19 protein-coding genes and 2 riboswitches are annotated in these 18,565 nt (G+C 35.8%); all 19 genes read right to left on the bottom strand.

Annotation, left to right across the window (positions count from 1 at the left end):
• Window positions 1–364 precede the first annotated feature (364 nt).
• Window positions 365–1,216 (bottom strand): DegV family protein, encoded by an 852-nt coding sequence (locus D0S48_RS16400; RefSeq protein ID WP_151112772.1) that lies wholly within the window; start codon window positions 1,214–1,216, stop codon window positions 365–367.
• Between the two features lie 512 nt (window positions 1,217–1,728).
• On the bottom strand, window positions 1,729–2,340 hold the full coding sequence (gene thiE / locus D0S48_RS16395; protein WP_151112770.1) for a thiamine phosphate synthase: 612 nt from the start codon (window positions 2,338–2,340) through the stop codon (window positions 1,729–1,731).
• The gene (thiD, locus tag D0S48_RS16390; protein WP_151112768.1) at window positions 2,331–3,143 is read right to left on the bottom strand and encodes a bifunctional hydroxymethylpyrimidine kinase/phosphomethylpyrimidine kinase; all 813 of its coding nucleotides are present in this window, start codon (window positions 3,141–3,143) and stop codon (window positions 2,331–2,333) included. Before thiD ends, thiE begins: the two co-directional genes overlap by 10 nt.
• Window positions 3,140–3,883: a hydroxyethylthiazole kinase gene (gene thiM, locus D0S48_RS16385; protein WP_151112766.1), complete on the bottom strand. Its 744-nt coding sequence runs from the start codon at window positions 3,881–3,883 to the stop codon at window positions 3,140–3,142. Before thiM ends, thiD begins: the two co-directional genes overlap by 4 nt.
• Window positions 3,864–4,553 carry a thiaminase II gene (gene tenA / locus D0S48_RS16380; protein ID WP_144542041.1) on the bottom strand — a complete coding sequence of 230 codons (690 nt, stop codon included), beginning with the start codon at window positions 4,551–4,553 and terminating at the stop codon, window positions 3,864–3,866. Before tenA ends, thiM begins: the two co-directional genes overlap by 20 nt.
• Before the next feature lie 73 nt (window positions 4,554–4,626).
• A riboswitch (TPP riboswitch) is annotated at window positions 4,627–4,724 on the bottom strand.
• A gap of 59 nt (window positions 4,725–4,783) precedes the next feature.
• A riboswitch (TPP riboswitch) is annotated at window positions 4,784–4,881 on the bottom strand.
• A 201-nt stretch (window positions 4,882–5,082) separates the two neighbouring features.
• Window positions 5,083–6,444: a 23S rRNA (uracil(1939)-C(5))-methyltransferase RlmD gene (gene rlmD / locus D0S48_RS16375; protein WP_151112764.1), complete on the bottom strand. Its 1,362-nt coding sequence runs from the start codon at window positions 6,442–6,444 to the stop codon at window positions 5,083–5,085.
• A 127-nt stretch (window positions 6,445–6,571) separates the two neighbouring features.
• Complete coding sequence (locus D0S48_RS16370) at window positions 6,572–6,760, bottom strand: hypothetical protein (RefSeq protein ID WP_144542031.1); 189 nt, start codon at window positions 6,758–6,760, stop codon at window positions 6,572–6,574.
• A 338-nt stretch (window positions 6,761–7,098) separates the two neighbouring features.
• On the bottom strand, window positions 7,099–7,695 hold the full coding sequence (locus D0S48_RS16365; RefSeq protein ID WP_151112762.1) for a YdhK family protein: 597 nt from the start codon (window positions 7,693–7,695) through the stop codon (window positions 7,099–7,101).
• 124 nt (window positions 7,696–7,819) lie between these two features.
• A complete protein-coding gene (locus tag D0S48_RS16360; protein ID WP_151112760.1) occupies window positions 7,820–8,554 on the bottom strand; it encodes an urease accessory protein UreH domain-containing protein in 735 nt (244 codons plus the stop codon).
• A gap of 21 nt (window positions 8,555–8,575) precedes the next feature.
• Window positions 8,576–9,499 carry a F510_1955 family glycosylhydrolase gene (locus D0S48_RS16355; RefSeq protein WP_151112758.1) on the bottom strand — a complete coding sequence of 308 codons (924 nt, stop codon included), beginning with the start codon at window positions 9,497–9,499 and terminating at the stop codon, window positions 8,576–8,578.
• A gap of 15 nt (window positions 9,500–9,514) precedes the next feature.
• Window positions 9,515–10,192 carry a response regulator transcription factor gene (locus D0S48_RS16350; protein ID WP_151112756.1) on the bottom strand — a complete coding sequence of 226 codons (678 nt, stop codon included), beginning with the start codon at window positions 10,190–10,192 and terminating at the stop codon, window positions 9,515–9,517.
• A 37-nt stretch (window positions 10,193–10,229) separates the two neighbouring features.
• Window positions 10,230–11,591 carry a sensor histidine kinase gene (locus tag D0S48_RS16345; RefSeq protein WP_151113853.1) on the bottom strand — a complete coding sequence of 454 codons (1,362 nt, stop codon included), beginning with the start codon at window positions 11,589–11,591 and terminating at the stop codon, window positions 10,230–10,232.
• Between the two features lie 55 nt (window positions 11,592–11,646).
• Window positions 11,647–12,183: a thiol-disulfide oxidoreductase ResA gene (gene resA / locus D0S48_RS16340; protein ID WP_151112754.1), complete on the bottom strand. Its 537-nt coding sequence runs from the start codon at window positions 12,181–12,183 to the stop codon at window positions 11,647–11,649.
• Window positions 12,184–12,220: 37 nt separating this feature from the next.
• Entirely contained in the window at window positions 12,221–12,931 is a 711-nt protein-coding gene (locus D0S48_RS16335) for a cytochrome c biogenesis CcdA family protein (RefSeq protein ID WP_151112752.1), read from the bottom strand.
• 362 nt (window positions 12,932–13,293) lie between these two features.
• Entirely contained in the window at window positions 13,294–13,995 is a 702-nt protein-coding gene (locus tag D0S48_RS16330) for a YjjG family noncanonical pyrimidine nucleotidase (RefSeq protein ID WP_151112750.1), read from the bottom strand.
• Between the two features lie 222 nt (window positions 13,996–14,217).
• Window positions 14,218–15,243 (bottom strand): cytochrome d ubiquinol oxidase subunit II, encoded by a 1,026-nt coding sequence (locus tag D0S48_RS16325; protein ID WP_151112749.1) that lies wholly within the window; start codon window positions 15,241–15,243, stop codon window positions 14,218–14,220.
• Window positions 15,240–16,586 carry a cytochrome ubiquinol oxidase subunit I gene (locus D0S48_RS16320; protein WP_151112747.1) on the bottom strand — a complete coding sequence of 449 codons (1,347 nt, stop codon included), beginning with the start codon at window positions 16,584–16,586 and terminating at the stop codon, window positions 15,240–15,242. The genes D0S48_RS16325 and D0S48_RS16320 overlap by 4 nt, the downstream gene beginning before the upstream one ends.
• A gap of 279 nt (window positions 16,587–16,865) precedes the next feature.
• Window positions 16,866–17,777 carry a diacylglycerol kinase gene (locus tag D0S48_RS16315; RefSeq protein WP_151112745.1) on the bottom strand — a complete coding sequence of 304 codons (912 nt, stop codon included), beginning with the start codon at window positions 17,775–17,777 and terminating at the stop codon, window positions 16,866–16,868.
• Window positions 17,778–17,894: 117 nt separating this feature from the next.
• Window positions 17,895–18,461 (bottom strand): thioredoxin family protein, encoded by a 567-nt coding sequence (locus D0S48_RS16310; protein WP_151112743.1) that lies wholly within the window; start codon window positions 18,459–18,461, stop codon window positions 17,895–17,897.
• Window positions 18,462–18,565: the final 104 nt, after the last annotated feature.

The raw sequence follows: 18,565 nt of genomic DNA, 5'->3' as shown, positions 1-18,565 counted from the left end.
TAACCTATACAACTAAAATTAAATATTTTACTTATACAGCAAATAAAAATGATACTAGTCTTAGTCTCCTCTTTAATTAACCTGACACGTTTTTTCAAGATTCTACCTTCCAACTAATTATACCATAAAATGGTAATTACATGTTGAGGAAAACAGCCAAATAAAAAAACGAAATCCATCATTGGAATTCGTTTTTCTTATCCTAATTTTAACTTAGCGACCACTTCACAATATGTTTAGTGTATATGATAAATAGGAGATATTGGTTGAGTTTTGAAGAAAGTGCTTGATTCGCTTAGACACACAACGTGACCGGTACTTATAAGAAACTTTATAACTCAATGATGTTTTTTCAGAACTTTTTCTAATTTTCTACCCCTGCAATCCCAAAGCCTCCAGGTCCAGCATGGGTAGAAATCATTGCACCTGCTTGCATCCATGTTACATTTTCGAAGCCTGTTTCCTTTGCGATTTCTTCCATTTGCCTCTTAATACTTTCATCAAGTCCGATAGAATAGATCAAATACAGCTGTTTTCTAGAAATATCATATTGGTTCAAGTAATCTCGCATGAGCTTTTCCGCAACTATACTCATATTCCCACGATACTTTCTAGTGGAAACAAGCTTTCCTTCTTTTAGCTCAATGCAGGGCTTTATTTTTAATAATGACCCTCCAATATAAGCCATGTTACTTACGCGCCCACCCGATCTTAGAAAGTCCAAACTGCCTGGTATGAAAGCCAGCTTTGTTTTAGGAACGATAGATTCTATTTTTTCTATTAGCTGATTATGATCAATGGAAGGTTCTTCCTCAATTAAATTGGCAGCATACAGCACAACTGCAGCTAATCCTCCTGTCACGTTTAGCGTATCAATTAGGAAAAGATTTTCAAAATCCTCCGCTGCAATTAACGCACTTTGAAAGGAAGCAGATGCTTTTGACGTATATCCAATGTGAATAATGATGCTCTCAGGAAAATTAGTTCTGATTTTCATAAACAACTCATGATACTCATGTGTATTCGTTGCTGTTGTAGATGGAATTTTTTTTGTGCGACTATGATAATCGAAGACTTCCTCTACAGGCAGCTCTCCATCTAAATAATCCTTCCCATCCATGATGACGTGCATCGGTACCACTTGAATTTGATGTTTTTCAACCAGGTCCTTCGGTAAATCCGCTCCACTCTCTGTTGATAAAATTATCCTTCTCATAGTACATCCCCTTCAAATAACGCATGCAATGCTGCGTACTTATTTATTTTAGTTATCCTAAATATACACTAAAAGGGGAAAATATACAGATTAATAATCAGAAGATTTCCATATGTAATGGAATATTAAAACTAAGTTAGACAGATAAAACAAGGTATTAAGCTTAGCAATGACGTAAAACCACCTATTCTTTTTCGGTTTAATCCTACAATACTTACTTATCCCCATTCTTATCTGATTAAAAATAGGATAAATATAAAAGCAGACGGTTTAGAAATGCATTATAGCACTACTAAACCGTCTGCTTAGTTACTTTAAACTAATTCCAACCATGCCACTGCTTCGCATTATGTGGCAACACTTTGATGCTAGTGGTTTAAGCAATTAGCTAGGACTTGCTATAGTTAAAGGTAGCCTTTTCATATTTATCTTCATACTTCAATGCGTATAATGATTAATGAAGTTATAGATTTTATAACAAATTATATTTGTATTAACTACGAAAATTCACTTTAAATTTCTCTAACAGTCTTCCAAATATCTTCACTAAGACTAATGGCAGAAATAACTGCAACACCATTAGCCCCAGCTTCACGTACGATGCTACTGTTTGTTGGTGAAATACCACCAATTGCTACAATGGGGACATTCGGATAGTCAGTTCTTGCTTTCTTTAAAAATGCAACCCCTGCTGGTGGTTCGGCATCTTTTTTTGATGATGTTTCAAAAATGGGTCCAATCCCAACATAATCTGCACCATTTGCAATCGCCTTTTCCAGTTCCTCCATCGTATGCACAGAAACACCGATGATTTTATTTTCTGCACGCTTACGAAACATTTCAATATTTAAATCATCCTGACCAACATGAATCCCATCAGCATTAAGCTTTAAGGCTAGCTCTACATCGTCATTTATTAGAAATGGCACTTTGTAAGCGTGACATAAATTTTGGCATTTACGTGCAAATTGTACATAGGAATCCCCAGTAAGTGCATTTTCACCCTTTTCTCTTAATTGAAACATCGTAATACCGGCTTGTAATGCTGCTTCTAACACCACTAAAGGATCACGCCTACAATTAATCGTACCCATAATAAAATATTTATCGAGATTTAGTGACATACAACATCACACTTCCCCTCAAGCTGACGATAGGCAAAATGATTCGTTGGACCAAAACCATGCCCAATATTTAATGGATTGCTAATCGCTAAATGGACAAATTTTTTCGCTTCCAAAACGGCTTCTTGCAAAGATTTTCCTTTTGCTATTTCTGCTGTTAATGCTGCTGAAAATGTACAGCCTGTTCCGTGCGTATGTTTAGTTTCAAATCGATTCGTTTCTAAGACAAAAGGAACCTCCCCTTTTATAAACACCGCATCAATCGCTTTGTCACCAGCTAAATGTCCACCTTTCATAACCACACATTGTACCCCAAGGGAGATAATATCTTGAGCAGCTAGAAATAGTTCTTGTTCCGTATGAATGGAGCGACCACTTATGACCTCGGCTTCTGGTATATTTGGTGTGCAAACAGTTGCAATGGGTAGCAGCTTATTTTTAAGAGCTTGTATAGACTCTTGTTGAAGCAAGCTGGCGCCGCCCTTCGCAATCATCACAGGGTCAACGATAAGAGGTAAGCCTCTATTTTTAAGTGTAGCAGCGACACACTCAATAATCTCTGAATTAAATAACATGCCTGTTTTAATCGCTGTCACATTAAAATCTTCAAGGACCGCCTTCAATTGTGCTTCTACAAATTGTACTGTTGTTGGAAAAATGCCATGTACACCTAACGTATTTTGGGCGGTTAAGGCAGTGATAACACTTGTACCAAATACACCAAGCTCTTGAAACGTTTTAATATCTGCCTGAATGCCTGCTCCGCCTCCACTATCTGAACCCGCTATCGTTAATGTAATCATTGGTGTCCCTCCGCTAAATATTCAAGTTGATTTAGAAAATTCATATGGAATGTCCCAATCGTTGAATACGCATTTGAGCTTGCTTGTTTATAATCACGAAGTAGATTCGCAAGATCTTCGAATGCATTTTCACAGCTTGCGAGCTCTGCTGCACAAAGGGCACTTAATAGACAGCCACTTCCTGTCATTTTCGTTACCTTTTCATGACCACCTACGATCCATTCTATTCTGATACCATCTGTAATCACATCTTGCTCACCTGTCACAATCACAAGACAGTTATATTTGTTTGCAACATGCATGGCCGTCTCAGCTACATCAAGTTCACCCACGCCACTATCGACGCCTTTTGCTTGCCAAGTAACACCTGCAATAGCCGCGAGTTCTCCGACATTACACCGAATTAAATTAATTTTAAGTTGTTGTAATATTTCCATCGTTGTTTCTAATCGAAAATTCGTTGCCCCTGCACCGACGGGATCAAAAACTATAGGAATGTTCTTCACATTCGCACTGTTTCCTGCTAGAAGCATTGATTTTATTGTCTGTTCATTTAATGTGCCGATATTTAATAAAAGCGCATTCGATTTTGATGCCATTTCCGCCGCTTCTTTAACCGCATCGGCCATCACAGGTGAAGCTCCTATTGCTAGTAAGCCATTTGCTGTAAAATTGGCCACGACATAGTTGGTGATACAATGCACTAAAGGTTTTTGTAGATTAATTTTTTGTAGGCTCATTCATATACACCCCTTTTGTCCAATTTTGCATCGTCCATGGCATTTCCCAAAACATCCACTCGTAATAACAGCTTTTTTCAAAATGTGCCTTTAAAACCTTTTGTTTCATGGGCTGTTCCTTCGCAAAACGATTTAACATCGACTTTTGCTTATTAATCGATTGAAGCATTTCGTCAGATGCATATAATGCAATCCATTGCGCATACAGCGGTATATTCGGACGAGCATACTTAAGCTGTTGCCCAATTTCTTGATAGAGCCAAGGGCAAGGTAATATAGCAGCAAATGCTTCTGCTACATCGCCATTATGGACTGCATTGTACATATGACTCACATAATTATAAGTAGCTGGTGCCACCTCAAAATTTTCAATTTCTTCGGCCGTTACATTTAAGTCTTGAAAAGTTGTACGGTGAAGCTCAAGCTCTGCTTCATGAATAAATCTCGCACTGTTTAAAAAGTACTGAATGTCCTCATCATTTGTTGCCTTTGCAGCTGCTAAAGCTAAGACTTTTGTGTAATGCTTTAAATAATACGCATCCTGTAGCATATAAAACTTGAACTTTTCGAGTGGTAAACTACCATCAGCAATACCTTGCACAAACGGATGGTTAAAACTAGCCTCCCAATAAAATTGCGTCTCCTGTCTAACTTTTTCACAAAACTCCATTTTTTTGTCCTCCTTAATTGGTGGACGTAAGTGCAAAAAAGGCGCCTCTAATAGAGACGCCCAAAAAGTGTAGACTACACCCATGATTGCTCCCTACGCCAGTGTTAACTGTCAGGTTCTAAGGGTCAGGTTTTAACCTTCTCAACACAATGTGTCCCCCCGCAATTAAAGTATTTGCAAAAGAAAAGCACCACGTAAAAAATACGCGGAGCTTAAGTAAGTACATATTGATAATCGTGTACTTTGCTCCCTACGTCTGTATTAACAGTCAGGTTCTAAGGGTCAGGTTTTACCTTCTCAACACAAACGTGTCCCCCTGCAAATTCATTTAATTACACTAAGTTTAACTGAAAGCACCGCGGCAAACAAGATAATAATCACGACGTGACAGGTATGAGTTTAAAAATGAATCAAAGACCCTAGCAGATGTATTGAATTTATATCATAAGTAGGAGCTTCTTCCAGACTAAATTTAAATAAGCGAAAAATAAAAAAACGAATTCCAAAATCAGAATTCGTTTTTGAATAATTATGCTAGTTCCAGCCAAGCGACAGCTTCGCAATGTGTCGTCTGCGGGAACATGTCCACTGGTTGAATTTCCTGTGTCTTATAGCCTCCATCTTCTAAAATGCGAAGATCACGTGCAAGTGTTGCTGGGTTACATGAGACATAAACTACACGTTTTGGGCGTTGCTCTATGATTGTCGTCAGAAGTGCTTCGTCGCAGCCTTTTCTCGGAGGATCCACTACTAGAACATCTGCATTTTTTCCTTCCTTGTACCACCGTGGAATGACTTCCTCTGCTGGGCCAGCTTCAAAGTATGTGTTAGTGAAGCCGTTTAGATCAGCGTTTCTTTTTGCGTCCTCAATCGCTTGAGGGACAATTTCTACACCCAACACTTGCTTCGCTCTTTGCGCTAGGAATAATGAAATTGTACCAATTCCACAATAAGCGTCAATTACAGTCTCGTCACCTGAAAGTTGAGCATAATCGAGTGCCTGTTTATATAATACTTCTGTCTGCTCTGGGTTTACCTGATAAAAGGAACGAGCAGATATTTCAAATCGAACATCTCCGATTAAATCCTCAATCGTTGGTTTCCCCCACAATAGGTTTGTTTCGTCTCCGTAGATGACGTTCGTATTTCTTGAATTAACATTTTGCATAATCGAGGTGACTTTTGGTTCTGCTTCTCTAATTAGTTCAATAATTGCTTCCTTCTTTGAAAGCTTAGGATGCTTTGTTACTAAAACGACCATCACTTCGCCAGTTGCTCTGCCTTTACGAACTACTAAGTGACGCAGCTGACCTTTTTTTGTGTCTTCATTGTAAGGGACTAAGTCTAGCTCTAATGCCTTTTCCTTGAATGCTCTCATCAATCGATCAGCTTCATCCGATTGGATCAAACAAGTTGGAGTGTCTGCAATTCTGTGAGACTTCGCCTGATAGAACCCTGCAATCACCTTTCCATCCGCTAAACCAAATGGAATTTGAGATTTATTACGGTATTCCCAAGGGTTGTCCATTCCTTTTACAGGTAATACTGGCGCATCAATCTTGCCTAATCGTTGCATGACATTTCGAACCATATTTTCTTTCCATTTTAACTGACCTTCATAATTGATATGCTGGAGCTGACAGCCGCCACATTCATAAAATACAGGACATGGAGCTTCTACGCGAAATGGGGAAGGCTCTACAATATTTAATAATTTGGCAAAGCCATAGTTCTTTAATGTCTTTAAAACAAGTACTTCCGCTTTTTCATCTGGCAGACCACCATGTATGAATAGTGGATAGCCGTCGACCTTAGCAACGCCAGATCCATCATGTGTCAAATCCTCTATATAAACCGCTAACTGATCATTCTTTTTTACTGGTGTGTTCACTTTAAATCTCCGTTCTTGTGTAATGGATATTATTATATCAAATATAGGCGTCCAATAGTATCAGGTAGCTTAAGTGTATTAAATTTCTCACTTTTTTTACCCACAAAAAAAAGTAAGGAAAATTTCCTTACTCGTTTAACTTTAACATTAATGAATCCTCTATGACAGTCCACTGCTTCTCAGGTAATATACTTTTGTTTAACCGAGCTACAAATTGCTCGGCCTCTTCAAGATTGTAAAATACTTTTATCAGTTGGCTATTTGAATTTTTCAACACTTCTGTAACACCATTCGTGCTACGTGCAATCACAAACATGTTCAACTCCAATTTATGGCATTAACAATTTATCATTGTTATTACCATAGTATCTCATTAAACAAAAGAAAAGTATACATTTTTTGGAAAATCATAAAATTATATATTAAAAAAAAATATAATTTTTAAAATCTCAAAATACATTAAATGTCTTTTTGATAATAGTCTATACAACCTAAAAAAGCAGCATGGCATCAACGCCATTTTTATTTTTAGAAAGTAATTTTAAGAAAGAAGTATCTGTTCTGCAGTTTTCCCTATAGAAGTGGAATCATAATATTGACATTTCTTCCGCAACTTCAAACAAACTCTTTCGTGAAAGTTATAAAAATTTTAGTTTATTTTGCTGATAGTTCACTTTCTGTTACCCACTTATGATTTGTAACTGCTTCCCCGTCTGTAGTTGAAATGTAATCTACCATATATACGGTCGTAGCTTCTGATGAGTCAATTTCTGCATTAGCACCTTCCATTCCAGCCATATGGTCAGCTTCAATGGTAACTTCTGTTCCTGGTTTTAAAGGTTGATCACCGGCATTTTTTATTTCTTCTTGAATTACCCATTTGTGATTCTCCACCCTTTTGCCACCAGTTGTTGGAGTATAAGAAATGACATATACAGATGTATCATAAGCTCCTACAATAGTTGCTTCTGCACCCTTCATGCCGCTCATATGGTCAGTCTCTAAAATTGCTTGACTGCCAATTTCAAAAGTTGGGTTTTCAGCTACTTTCAATCCGTCAGGAACTTCACCAGACCCAGACATGTCCATATTAGAATGATCCATACCTTCCATACTCTCGCCAGAACTTTCATTCATGTTCATATTATTAGGATTAGGGTTTGTATTGGTTTCCTTCTCATCACTAGCACAAGCAGAAATAATCATTACAACAACCAACAAAATGGTACCTATTATTAAATTTCTTTTCATTATAATCCTCCTCAATCTTTATTAATTACACACAACAATATAAACTTTGTTGTTGAAGACAATCATACACTGAAATTATGAAAAAACTATGCAGAACTTCCCCATAAATAATTGACCAAAAAGCTTATATTTCCCAGTAAGTGATTGTGTCAAAAAGTCCTATCATAAGAATTATAATGCCTGCTAAATTCTGAATAACTTTTCCCAGCTTCATACTTTTTTTCATTATTAATTGCCTTGCATCAAATAACCAAATTAATATAAACAAAAGAATTAGCGGTAAGGACGTCGCAAATCCAAATACTGCAGGTAAAACAAAACCATAAGAGGTTGATAAAACAGTAGGCATTAACCAAACAAAAAATAAGATAAACATTGTAGGACAAAATGCTAATGAAAAACTAGCTCCTAATAGAAAAGAACCTAACTTCCCTTCTTTTAATACCAATGGGATGCGCATAGTTAATCTATTAATAAAGCCAAACTTAAAAATCCCTAAAAGTACAAGACCTGTAACCATCATAAGTGGCCCAATCGCTTTACGAAATATTGGGAAGAACTCTGTCATTTTTGTCTCAAAGGATTGACCAAATATCCAAGCCAATAATCCAATTAAACTAAATACAACGATTTTCCCTACGATAAAAGATATAATCTCTCCCCAATTCCCCTTCATTTGAATTGTTCGATTTCCATAAAAGGTAATAGCACTTAAATTCCCCGTTAATTGACAAGGTGCAGCCGCCCCAATTAAACCAAGTAGAAGTGCGACTACAATCGGAAAATGTTCGAAGGAGTGTAAGAAATCAGTAACTGGGTTACTTATTGTTTGACTTATCTTTGACATCAAACTGTACATCTAAATTCACCTTCTATTTTCTTATATTGATAACTCACCATTTGAAGCGAGTTTATCCCAAGAAAATCCTTCGTCTTTTGTTACATAAATATTATTATTGTTTGTAGCTATTACGATCTCTTTTAGATTCCCTGGGTTTATTGCAATAAAGATAATGGGATCCATTTCTAAATCAGATGGTAGTTCAATTTCTGTTTCCTCACTATTCTCTATCATGAAAGATTTTAGAAATACCTTATCATTATCAAAATTAGAATAATAACCTCCTGTCTCATTAAATGTTACATACGTGATATTATTAGTATCATTCTTCCGTTTAAAATTTTGTCCATAATCATCCGAAATAAATAATCCATCCTTGCTTGCTGCAGCAATAGTTTGCTTATACGTTGGGTGTGCAGACAAATTGGAAATATAATCTGACGTAAATCCATTCATAGCAACCTTCTTCCAAGAAACACCTTCATCTACAGAATAGTGTAAACCTACATCCATCTCTTTAACGGGTGTTTCATTTAATACGTAAATTGTATTTGAATCATAGCCAGCCGCAAGATAATGAAAATCAATCTCTCCATAAAAAGCTAATTGTTCGAAACTTGCTCCTTTATCGTTGCTCTTTATAAGACCTAGAGGATTTTTATATTCACTTCCTTCTTCTGGGTGACCACTTGAGAAAAATCCTTCTCGTACAGCTTGAAAGCCCATATAATCATGTTTTTGACTATTTGCTTCTTTCCATCCTTCTTTGCCATATTCATATAATCCTAAATGTGTTGCAATGGCAAATTCGTTTCCTCCATTTATATATCCCATACCGTGTATATGATCAATTTTATTATTTTTAACTTCGTTAAATAAATATCCTTCCTTTTCATTTGAGTTACATGCAGACAGGAGAAATAATATTACAATTAAACCAATTAAAAATTTATATTTTTTCATTTTAATATAACTCCCTTAGCTCCATTTATATCCGATTCCCCATACCGTCTTAAGAAATTCATCAATAGGGAAACCATTAGCTTTCAATTTTTCTCTCAAATTGCGTATATGTGAGTCTACCGTTCTTGTGTCTGTATATGTGCTAAATTCCCATGCAGCATTCAATAGCTCTTCGCGTGTATATGTTTTTTTGGGGCGAGTAATTAATGCTTCAATAATATAAAATTCTTTCAATGTTAGTTGTACGATTGCATCATGGTATTGTAATGAATAAGTCTCCCTATTTAGTATAAAAGCTTCGTAAGTTATAGACACTTCCTCCAATTCATTCACAGATAACCGGCGTAATATTGCATTAACTCTTGCCACCAACTCTTTTTCATCAAAAGGTTTTGTTATATAATCGTCAGCCCCAGTGTTTAATCCTTTTACTAAATCTAACTTTTCAGATCTGGCTGTAAGCATAATTATAGGAACATCAGAAAACTTTCTTATCTTTTTACAAGCTTCCCATCCATCCATTTCTGGCATCATGACATCTAAAAGGACAAGATTAACTTTCTCATTTTGCAGTATCTCTATTGCTTTCTTGCCACTTGTTTCTTTCATACATATGAATCCAAGTGGCTGAAGAAATAATTCAATTAAATCTAACATTCTAGGCTCATCATCCACTAACAAAATTTTCTGCATGAACGCTCAAAACCTCCTATTCAATCCTTACATAATCCTAAATTATTACTGTAAATGTACTTCCTTTTCCCAAAATACTATGAACCTCAATGCTTCCTCCATGCGCTTCCACTAATTCCTTCACAACAGCAAGCCCAATTCCTGATCCACCAAACGAACGTGAACGTGACTTTTCTATACGGTATAGTTTTTCAAATATGAAACTAATTTCATCGTTGGGAATTCCTATTCCACAATCAATAACAGAAATAATTGTCCTCTTCTCTATTTTACGTACATCCAATGAAACCTTTGTATTTTCTTTAGAGTATTTCAATGCATTATCAAGTAAATTCAATACAATTTGCTCTAATCGCAAAGAATCGGCATGTACTTGAAAATTGTCCTCACATACATAACTTAGTTTGATATTCTTCATCTCAAAAGAAGGTCCAACTAGTTTGATGATGTTGTCAAAAAACGGCTGTGCATCAAAATACTCCTTTGATACAGTAAAAGAATTCTCATCCATTTTTGCTAAATCTAATAAATTTTTTACAAGTTCTTTCATTCTTTCTGACTCTTCTGCAATTATTAAAAGATACTGCTCACGTTCTTCTTTACTAATCTCTTTTCGCATTGCTACATTAGAATATCCAATTAGATATGTAAGAGGAGTTTTCAGTTCATGAGCAACTGAAGCTAAAAATTCATTTCGTTCCGTTTTCATTCTTTCTAGGTCATTCGCTAACTTTTGAATAGAACCTGACAATTTCCCGAGTTCATCCTTACCGATGGAAGGAAGACTCACAGCAAAATCCCCTTTGCTTAAGTTCTCCGTAGCTTCTTTCATACGTATTAAAGGTCTCGTAAGTAGTCTAGATAATGCCGTATAGACGATAAACAAGAGGATAACACTTGTCCCACCGGCAATTCCAAAATGCATGTTTAGCTTATCCACCAATTGCTTAATAGAAGATGTACTTTGAAACATGACAACATAACCAGATTGATCATTACTCACTTTATAGGGATGTGCACTTATAATATAAGGTGATTCATTCCACTCTGAAACTAGTACTTCATCTTTTTTCGAATCCAGATTTTTTATTAGTGGGATATAGTCATCTAAAGGCAAATTTTTTTCAAATGAGCTATTTATGATTTCCCCTTTGTTATTTGTAATAACGACTTCTCTTTCCTTTCCCTTTTCCATCAATACGATATGTCTCATAGTAGTATCAGAGTAGTATTCAAGAAGTACCTCGCGATGATTTGATCCGTTTTTTAATAATAAAGAGAACTCCTCATCAATTCTTGCATGTACAATATTTTGATGGAGATAAAAAATAAGGAATGCTTCCATTATCAGTACAGCGATGAAAAAATAAGCTGTTAACTTTGTCGAAATTCTATTCATCAAACCATTTACACCTTCTCACTAAAGAATCCAAATAACCAAATGAAACTAAATATTATGAAGGCATTATCTGCTCCATATATCGCTTTATGCTTTCCTCACTCATCTCACCAGTGATTATTTTCTCAATTTTACCTTCCGGGTTAACAAGAAAAGTAGTAGGTAAAGGATTAATATTATATGTCTCCATTACACTTTTATTTTTATCTATCAAAACCGGGAAGCTCAAACCTTTGCGATCAATATATTTTTGCACTTTAAAATCGGACTCACCTATGTTTACTGCCAGTATTTGAAGACCGTTGTCTTTTACTTTTTTATACTGTTTGTCCATCAGCGGGAATTCTCTCTCACAAGGTTTACACCAAGTTCCCCAAAAGTTTAAAAAGACCCCTTGACCTCTGTAATCAGATAATTTATGTCTCTCTCCATTCATATCAATTAATACAAAATCAGGCGCTGTATCTCCTACTTGTAAAACTTCATTTTTACTTTTACTTAAATTAGTGTATATGGTAAAGACAATTACTCCAACCATTAACGTCAAAAGTGTAAGTCGTATGTAAAATCTTTTTTTCTTTTTGTTTTCCATAGTAAAAAACCTACTCTCTAATAAGTTTTGATTTAATTTAAAACCCTGTAAATCCTCCAAAAAAAGGAGTCAAAAATTCTATAATCTTTGTCAGCATATCAAAATATAGTAAGACTCCCATGACAACCATTAAAGTTCCTCCAAATTTCATAAACATTTCACTTCTTTTTTGTAAAAACTTCATTTTTCCTATAAATAACGACATAATGAGAAATGGAACAGAGAAACCTAGGACATAAAATAACATATATAGGATTCCACGTTCAGGATCAGAAAACCCTAAAGCAATAACACCAGCAAGAATTGGTCCTGTACATGGAGTCCATCCAGCAGCAAATCCCATACCAATCAACACAGACCCTATATGTCCCTTGGGACGCTTTTTAAACTGAACTCTCTTCTCTGAAAGGAGAAAGTCAAAATTAATAATACCTAGTATTACTAAACCAAAAAATATTATAAGAATTGCTCCTATTTGGCGTATTAAGTCTTGGTATTCAATAAAAATTGTTCCTATAAAAGATGTGGAGAAACCTAATGCCATAAAAATGAGTGAAAATCCAAGTAAAAAAAGAAGCGTATGTACCAATGCCTTTCTATTTAACATACCTTTATCTTGTGTAAGTTCATTTAGAGATACCCCAGTTACATATGAAAGAAATGCGGGATAAAGGGGTAATGAACAAGGCGATATAAAGGACAAAAATCCCGCCCCAAAAGCCAAGAATAAACTTAATTGGTCAAACAATAAATTCACCTATCCTTTCATTATCCTCACGAATAGTATAGATAATAAATATGAAGAAATTATGCAGAGGTTAATATAAAAAACTAAAAGAAGTTATAATATCTTTTTATTGTTTTTTTAATGGAAAAGTTGGATTGTAAGAGGCTAATTCTACAGGGGACGGAGCTTAATACTTAACACTCTTTTACAGCGGATACAATGAGAGGAGCATCTTTATAATCTCAAATAATAAAAAACAACAACGTTTATTTGTACGTTGTTGTTTTTCGTTCTTTTGTTATAAAACAAATTAGGAGTGCAATTTGCTTTGTAGATTTGTTTATTCTTTTTATAAAATTGTTAATATTGGAATCTCCTAAAGCTTAAATTTCTAACATTTGACCTCGAACTATTTTTTTCATCTCTTTCCAATCTTGTATTTCATATGTAGGTAAAATAGAAGTTCTATTTTCTTTTTGCTGAGGATTGAACCAGCAAGTATCAATACCAAAATTATTCCCACCTTGTATATCAGAGGTAAGTGAATCACCAACCATTAAAACGCTAGACGGGTCTGTTATTCCTAGTTTCTTGAATGCATATTCAAAAATAGCTGACTGCGGTTTTTGATAACCAACCTCTTCTGAAGTGATTATAGCTTCAAATTTCCCATTCAAAGGAGAACCGTTGACTCTTGCATGCTGGGCTATTTGGAAGCCATTCGTTAAAACAGCAAAACGACAACCAGATAAATCCGTAAGCATTTCCTCTACACCATCGATTAAGTGAATTTCTCTTCCAAGGTTTTCAATATATTTATCACTTACTTTTTCTACATCTAACTCGAGGCTATGCTCTAAAAACAAACGTTTGAATCGCTCTATTTTTAATAGTTCTAGTGTTGTAATGCCGTTTTCTAATTCATCCCATAATACCTTACTAATTGCCTTATAGCTGCTTAAATAATCCTGAAGTCCATTTGGTAATCCATATTCTACAAATAACTGTTGAAATGCATTTTTCTCAGTCATTCCAAAATCGTATAAGGTATCATCTAAATCGAACATAATTACTTCATATCTCATTTATTTCTCCACCCCTTCTAATTCTATTTTAGCATAATCACTTTTCTTGTTTGTTTAGAAATTGTTAAGCAAAAAGGACCTCTACTAATGAGGTCCTTTTTACTTATTCATCCTTAACTGGGCCATCCTTGGTGGATGCCCAAAATGCAATAATAATGGAGCCGATCAGTACGATGAAGGGTGCATAAAAAATTAGAAATTCAGTCATAGCGTTCGTTCCTCCTAAGCGTGATTATTCTTCTTCCCCTTGACATAATCTTTATTGAAAAGAAAAAGCTTCAATAAAAGATATAAGGACGGGATTAACAAGGCTAAACCTAATATAAACACAATTATTAAGGATATTGCCATTGCCTCATTTGTGAAGCTATCATAGATTGTTAAATATGGATAAAGCAAATAAGGTTTATGGGAAAAGCCGTAAGCAAAAAAGGCGATTAAGAATTGTCCTGCCAATAATCCAAATGCCAAACCATACTTACGTTTTTTCCATAATAACCAGACGGTACCTAAAAACAATAGGAATGACAATCCAAAGGCCCACGAAATATCGAGCATATTATTGTAATGCTCCACGTTGTGCGAGCGCAATTCTACAATAATTCCACCAGCTGTAATGATCGTTGGAAAAGACCAGATTAATGCATACTTTCTCATCAAATTTGTTGCTTTTACATCTCCAGCCTTGTTGGCATACCATGTTAAAAAAACAGCCGAAATATATAAAACAGAAGTAAGACTTAATGCTACAATTGACCAGGTTAAGGGGCTGATGAACAAGGCGTTGTAATCTAAGCTTGGTGAGCCGTTAATCATTTCGATAAAACCACCCTCAGAAATGGTCAGGACTGTTGATAATGAGGCTGGTAGTAACAATCCGGATAAACCATACATAAAGGAGTACCCTTTATGCCCTCTGGACCCGTATGTTTCGAACGCGTAATAGGAGCCTCTAATCCCGAGCAATATTAAAGCAATACCCGCTGGGACAAGAAGAGTTGTTCCATAATAGAAAGCTGTCTTAGGAAAAAAGCCAATAATTCCTACAAAGAAAAATACGAGAAATACATTTGTTACCTCCCAAACAGGGGATAAATATCGCTGAATAATATTACTCAATATATGTTGCTTCCCAGTTATCAAGCTATAAGCATTAAAGAACCCGGCACCAAAATCAATGGAGCCAACAATTACATAGCCAAATAGAAATGTCCAAAGAACTGTGAGACCTATGATTTCCAGACTCATTGAATATCACCGCCCTTTTCTGAATTTCTATCTTTAATCTCCTGCTCAACCGGATTTTTTCGGAACATACGAGTAAGCACTACAACGCTACCTATTCCAAGTACCACATACAGACCTGCAAACAGGATTAACATAAAATCTACTTGATCACTCGTAGTAGCTGCATCTTCTACTCTCATTATTCCTCTTAATATCCAAGGCTGTCTCCCTACTTCTGCAAGCCACCAGCCAGCTTCAATTGCTATAATAGCTGCTGGGCCTCCTAAAACGAGAAGCCATCTATAAAACTTAGAATCGACAAATGCCCATTTTAATCGTTTACCTAGCCAATATAGCGCTGAAAGTGCAGCTAATCCCATACCGATTGTCACCATAATATCAAAGAGATAATGTATATATAGCGGAGGTGTTTCATCCTCTGGGAACTGGTCCAATCCAATAACCTCTGAAGTTGGGTTGAAGTGTGCAAGTATACTCAATGCATAAGGAATCTTAATAGCGTATTTAACTTCTCCATCGTCTAAGACCCCATATAAAATAAGTGGAGCATTTTCTTCTGTTTCAAAATGCCATTCAGCTGCCGCTAATTTTTCGGGCTGATACTCCGCTAAGTATTTACCAGAAAAATCACCGATAATGGCTGTCGCAATCGAAAAGATTAATCCGAGCTTTACCGTTAAATATAAAGCTTTTTTATGATAAATATGATTAGATCCCTTTAACAAACGAAAGGCTGCTATACTAGCCAACACAAATGCTGATGTCATATAAGCTGTTACAACTACATGTGCTACCTTTGTAGGCATCGCTGGATTAAACATCGCTAGTATGGGGCTAATGTTAACTAGCTCTCCATTTACTACATCAAAGCCCTGTGGCGCATTCATAAAAGCATTTACAATGGTGATAAATACCGCTGAAAAGGAAGCACCGATTGCTACAGGAATTAGCAATAATAAATGTTTTTTCTGATTCTCAAAACGATCCCAAGTGTACAAATAAATTCCTAGAAAAATTGCTTCAAAGAAGAATGCGAATGTTTCCATAAACAATGGAAGTGCAATAATATTCCCTGCTAGCTCCATAAAATTTGGCCATAAAAGTGATAGCTGCATACCAATTGCTGTACCGGTAACTACTCCGACTGCAACCGTAATTACAAATCCTCTTGCCCAACGTCTTGCCAACAATATGTAGTGTTCATCGTTCTTTTTAATACCTACCCATTGTGCAATCATAATCATTAAAGGAACACCAACGCCGATCGTCGCATAAATAATATGAAATGATAAGGTCAACTCTGTCAAAACTCGACTATAAAATAATGAATCAGCATTTCCCATGCTAAACCCTCCTCATCCTCCAAAAACTCTTCCAGCAATCGAAAGTATCATAATTCCCGCAACTACAAAGGCGAGCCACATCAAATACTTCTCTTGTCTCTTATACATACTATTCCACTCCTTCATATTCCTTATCCAGTATTAGTTTTAAATTATTCCCTAAAAAGATGGATTCCTAACATACTATTAGTAAAATTAGAACAAATATGAATAATGAAGGATTGCATAAAAAAAGTTACACTAAAACCCAGCACTTATATTGTGCTGGGTTCAATAATTTTACGGTCTGTCCTGCTCTCGAATTTCATCGATTGGTACAAAAACCTCAATATGTCTGTATAAGTTATGGAATGTTGCTGGAATGGTACCACCATATTCACCATCTAGATTCAGAAGAACCTTATCGTCAGAAGTTACTTTAATATTTGTCGCTTTCTTATAAATGACATGAGGATCTCCTAAGTGCTCTCCTCGAATAGCGAGTGTTGCCAAGCGAATAAACTCTGCAATATTTACCTTTTTAAGAATTAGTAAGGAGAATTTCCCATCATTAATGCTTGAGTTGGGAGCTAGCTTTTCAAAGCCGCCTACAGAGTTTGTAAGCCCCACAAGGAACATCATAGCTTCATCCTCAAATACTTCGCCATCGTATTCAATACGGACTTTAGTTGCGTTTATGGATGGAAGCATCTCAATTCCTTTTAAATAATAGGCCAGCTGTCCAAGCATAGTTTTTAGTTTACTTGGCACTTCATATGTAAGCTCAGTGATACGACCACCACCTGCTATGTTAATGAAATAACGGTCATTGACCTTACCCACGTCAACTGGTATTGTGTCGCCTTTTATAATAATTTCAACCGCTCGATGAATATCTCTTGGTATATGCACAGCTCGTGCAAAGTCATTTGTCGTTCCCATTGGAATGACACCAATTTTCGGGCGATTTTCAAATTCACTTACACCAGCTACTACCTCATTGAGAGTCCCGTCTCCCCCAGCGGCAATTATGATATCAAATTTATTCTCTACTGCTTTCTTGGCTGCGTTAATCGCATCCCCTTCACCTGTGGTCGCATGGCAGGATGTTTCATAGCCTGCTATTTCTAAAGCCTCCAATACTCCTGGTAAGTGTTTCTTAAACAATTCTCTTCCTGAGGTTGGATTGTAGATAATTCGTGCACGCTTCATACAGATTTCCTTTCTACTTTACAATTTCTTAATTATAAAGACTATATTTATTCACAATAAGTTCCTAACGTACGAAAGAGCCGACTATAGCCGACTCCCATAAAAAACAATGCTCGATTATTTGTTTTGAAGAATTGGCAGCCAGTGACTACGAATATCTTCGTATACGGCTAAATGGAATTCATTGTTAGTCATAAACTCATGAGTCATTTGCTCATAAAACTTCTTTTGCGTTTCTTCAAAAGCAGGATCTTCCTTATCTGGAAATTTCGCTCTACCGTCCATTACAAATTTTTGAACGACCTCTGCACGCGGTCCCCACTTAGAAATTACTTTCCCATCGTCATTGAGCAATAAATAAACAGGAATAGAACGTCCACCATTCGTTAAATATTGATCCATAAGCTCTAAATTTTCATCGCGGTATACAGCACGGGTTTCTAGACCTGCTGCTTCTGAAACTTTACGAATAATCGCATTATTCATCATAGCATCTCCACACCAGTCTTCAGTTATAGCTAGTATATGCGGTTTTTTTGTTTTTAATATCTCAATAAATTCATCATCTGCTGGGACTTCAAATTGGTCATAAATACTAAAGGATTCCTCTTTTTTCGTTGTCATATCATTCATATATTGCTCCAACGTTTTAGCTTCTTCAAAGTAATGCTGTTCTGTTTTCAATGAAAAATCCCCCTTTTTCTTTAGTATACTTCGTTTAACAACTTGTTTCAAACAAGTTGTTGACAGCCGATCTTAATAGGATTAAAGTAATTATTATTTTATAT

Origin of the sequence: Psychrobacillus sp. AK 1817, from assembly GCF_008807035.1 — a bacterium.
Taxonomy (GTDB): domain Bacteria; phylum Bacillota; class Bacilli; order Bacillales_A; family Planococcaceae; genus Psychrobacillus; species Psychrobacillus faecigallinarum.
Note: the sequence above shows the minus strand (reverse complement) of the source record. Positions and strands in the feature narration are given on the sequence as shown.

Bases quoted from the DNA above. Each gene is read 5' to 3' on its own strand.
- D0S48_RS16400 (WP_151112772.1), bottom strand. From the start codon at position 1,216: ATGAGAAGGATAATTTTATCAACAGAGAGTGGAGCGGATTTACCGAAG.
- thiE (WP_151112770.1), bottom strand. From the start codon at position 2,340: ATGTCACTAAATCTCGATAAATATTTTATTATGGGTACGATTAATTGT.
- thiD (WP_151112768.1), bottom strand. From the start codon at position 3,143: ATGATTACATTAACGATAGCGGGTTCAGATAGTGGAGGCGGAGCAGGC.
- thiM (WP_151112766.1), bottom strand. From the start codon at position 3,883: ATGAGCCTACAAAAAATTAATCTACAAAAACCTTTAGTGCATTGTATC.
- tenA (WP_144542041.1), bottom strand. From the start codon at position 4,553: ATGGAGTTTTGTGAAAAAGTTAGACAGGAGACGCAATTTTATTGGGAG.
- D0S48_RS16370 (WP_144542031.1), bottom strand. From the start codon at position 6,760: ATGTTTGTGATTGCACGTAGCACGAATGGTGTTACAGAAGTGTTGAAA.
- D0S48_RS16365 (WP_151112762.1), bottom strand. From the start codon at position 7,695: ATGAAAAGAAATTTAATAATAGGTACCATTTTGTTGGTTGTTGTAATG.
- D0S48_RS16360 (WP_151112760.1), bottom strand. From the start codon at position 8,554: ATGTACAGTTTGATGTCAAAGATAAGTCAAACAATAAGTAACCCAGTT.
- D0S48_RS16355 (WP_151112758.1), bottom strand. From the start codon at position 9,499: ATGAAAAAATATAAATTTTTAATTGGTTTAATTGTAATATTATTTCTC.
- D0S48_RS16350 (WP_151112756.1), bottom strand. From the start codon at position 10,192: ATGCAGAAAATTTTGTTAGTGGATGATGAGCCTAGAATGTTAGATTTA.
- D0S48_RS16345 (WP_151113853.1), bottom strand. From the start codon at position 11,591: ATGAATAGAATTTCGACAAAGTTAACAGCTTATTTTTTCATCGCTGTA.
- resA (WP_151112754.1), bottom strand. From the start codon at position 12,183: ATGGAAAACAAAAAGAAAAAAAGATTTTACATACGACTTACACTTTTG.
- D0S48_RS16330 (WP_151112750.1), bottom strand. From the start codon at position 13,995: ATGAGATATGAAGTAATTATGTTCGATTTAGATGATACCTTATACGAT.
- D0S48_RS16325 (WP_151112749.1), bottom strand. From the start codon at position 15,243: ATGAGTCTGGAAATCATAGGTCTCACAGTTCTTTGGACATTTCTATTT.
- D0S48_RS16320 (WP_151112747.1), bottom strand. From the start codon at position 16,586: ATGGGAAATGCTGATTCATTATTTTATAGTCGAGTTTTGACAGAGTTG.
- D0S48_RS16315 (WP_151112745.1), bottom strand. From the start codon at position 17,777: ATGAAGCGTGCACGAATTATCTACAATCCAACCTCAGGAAGAGAATTG.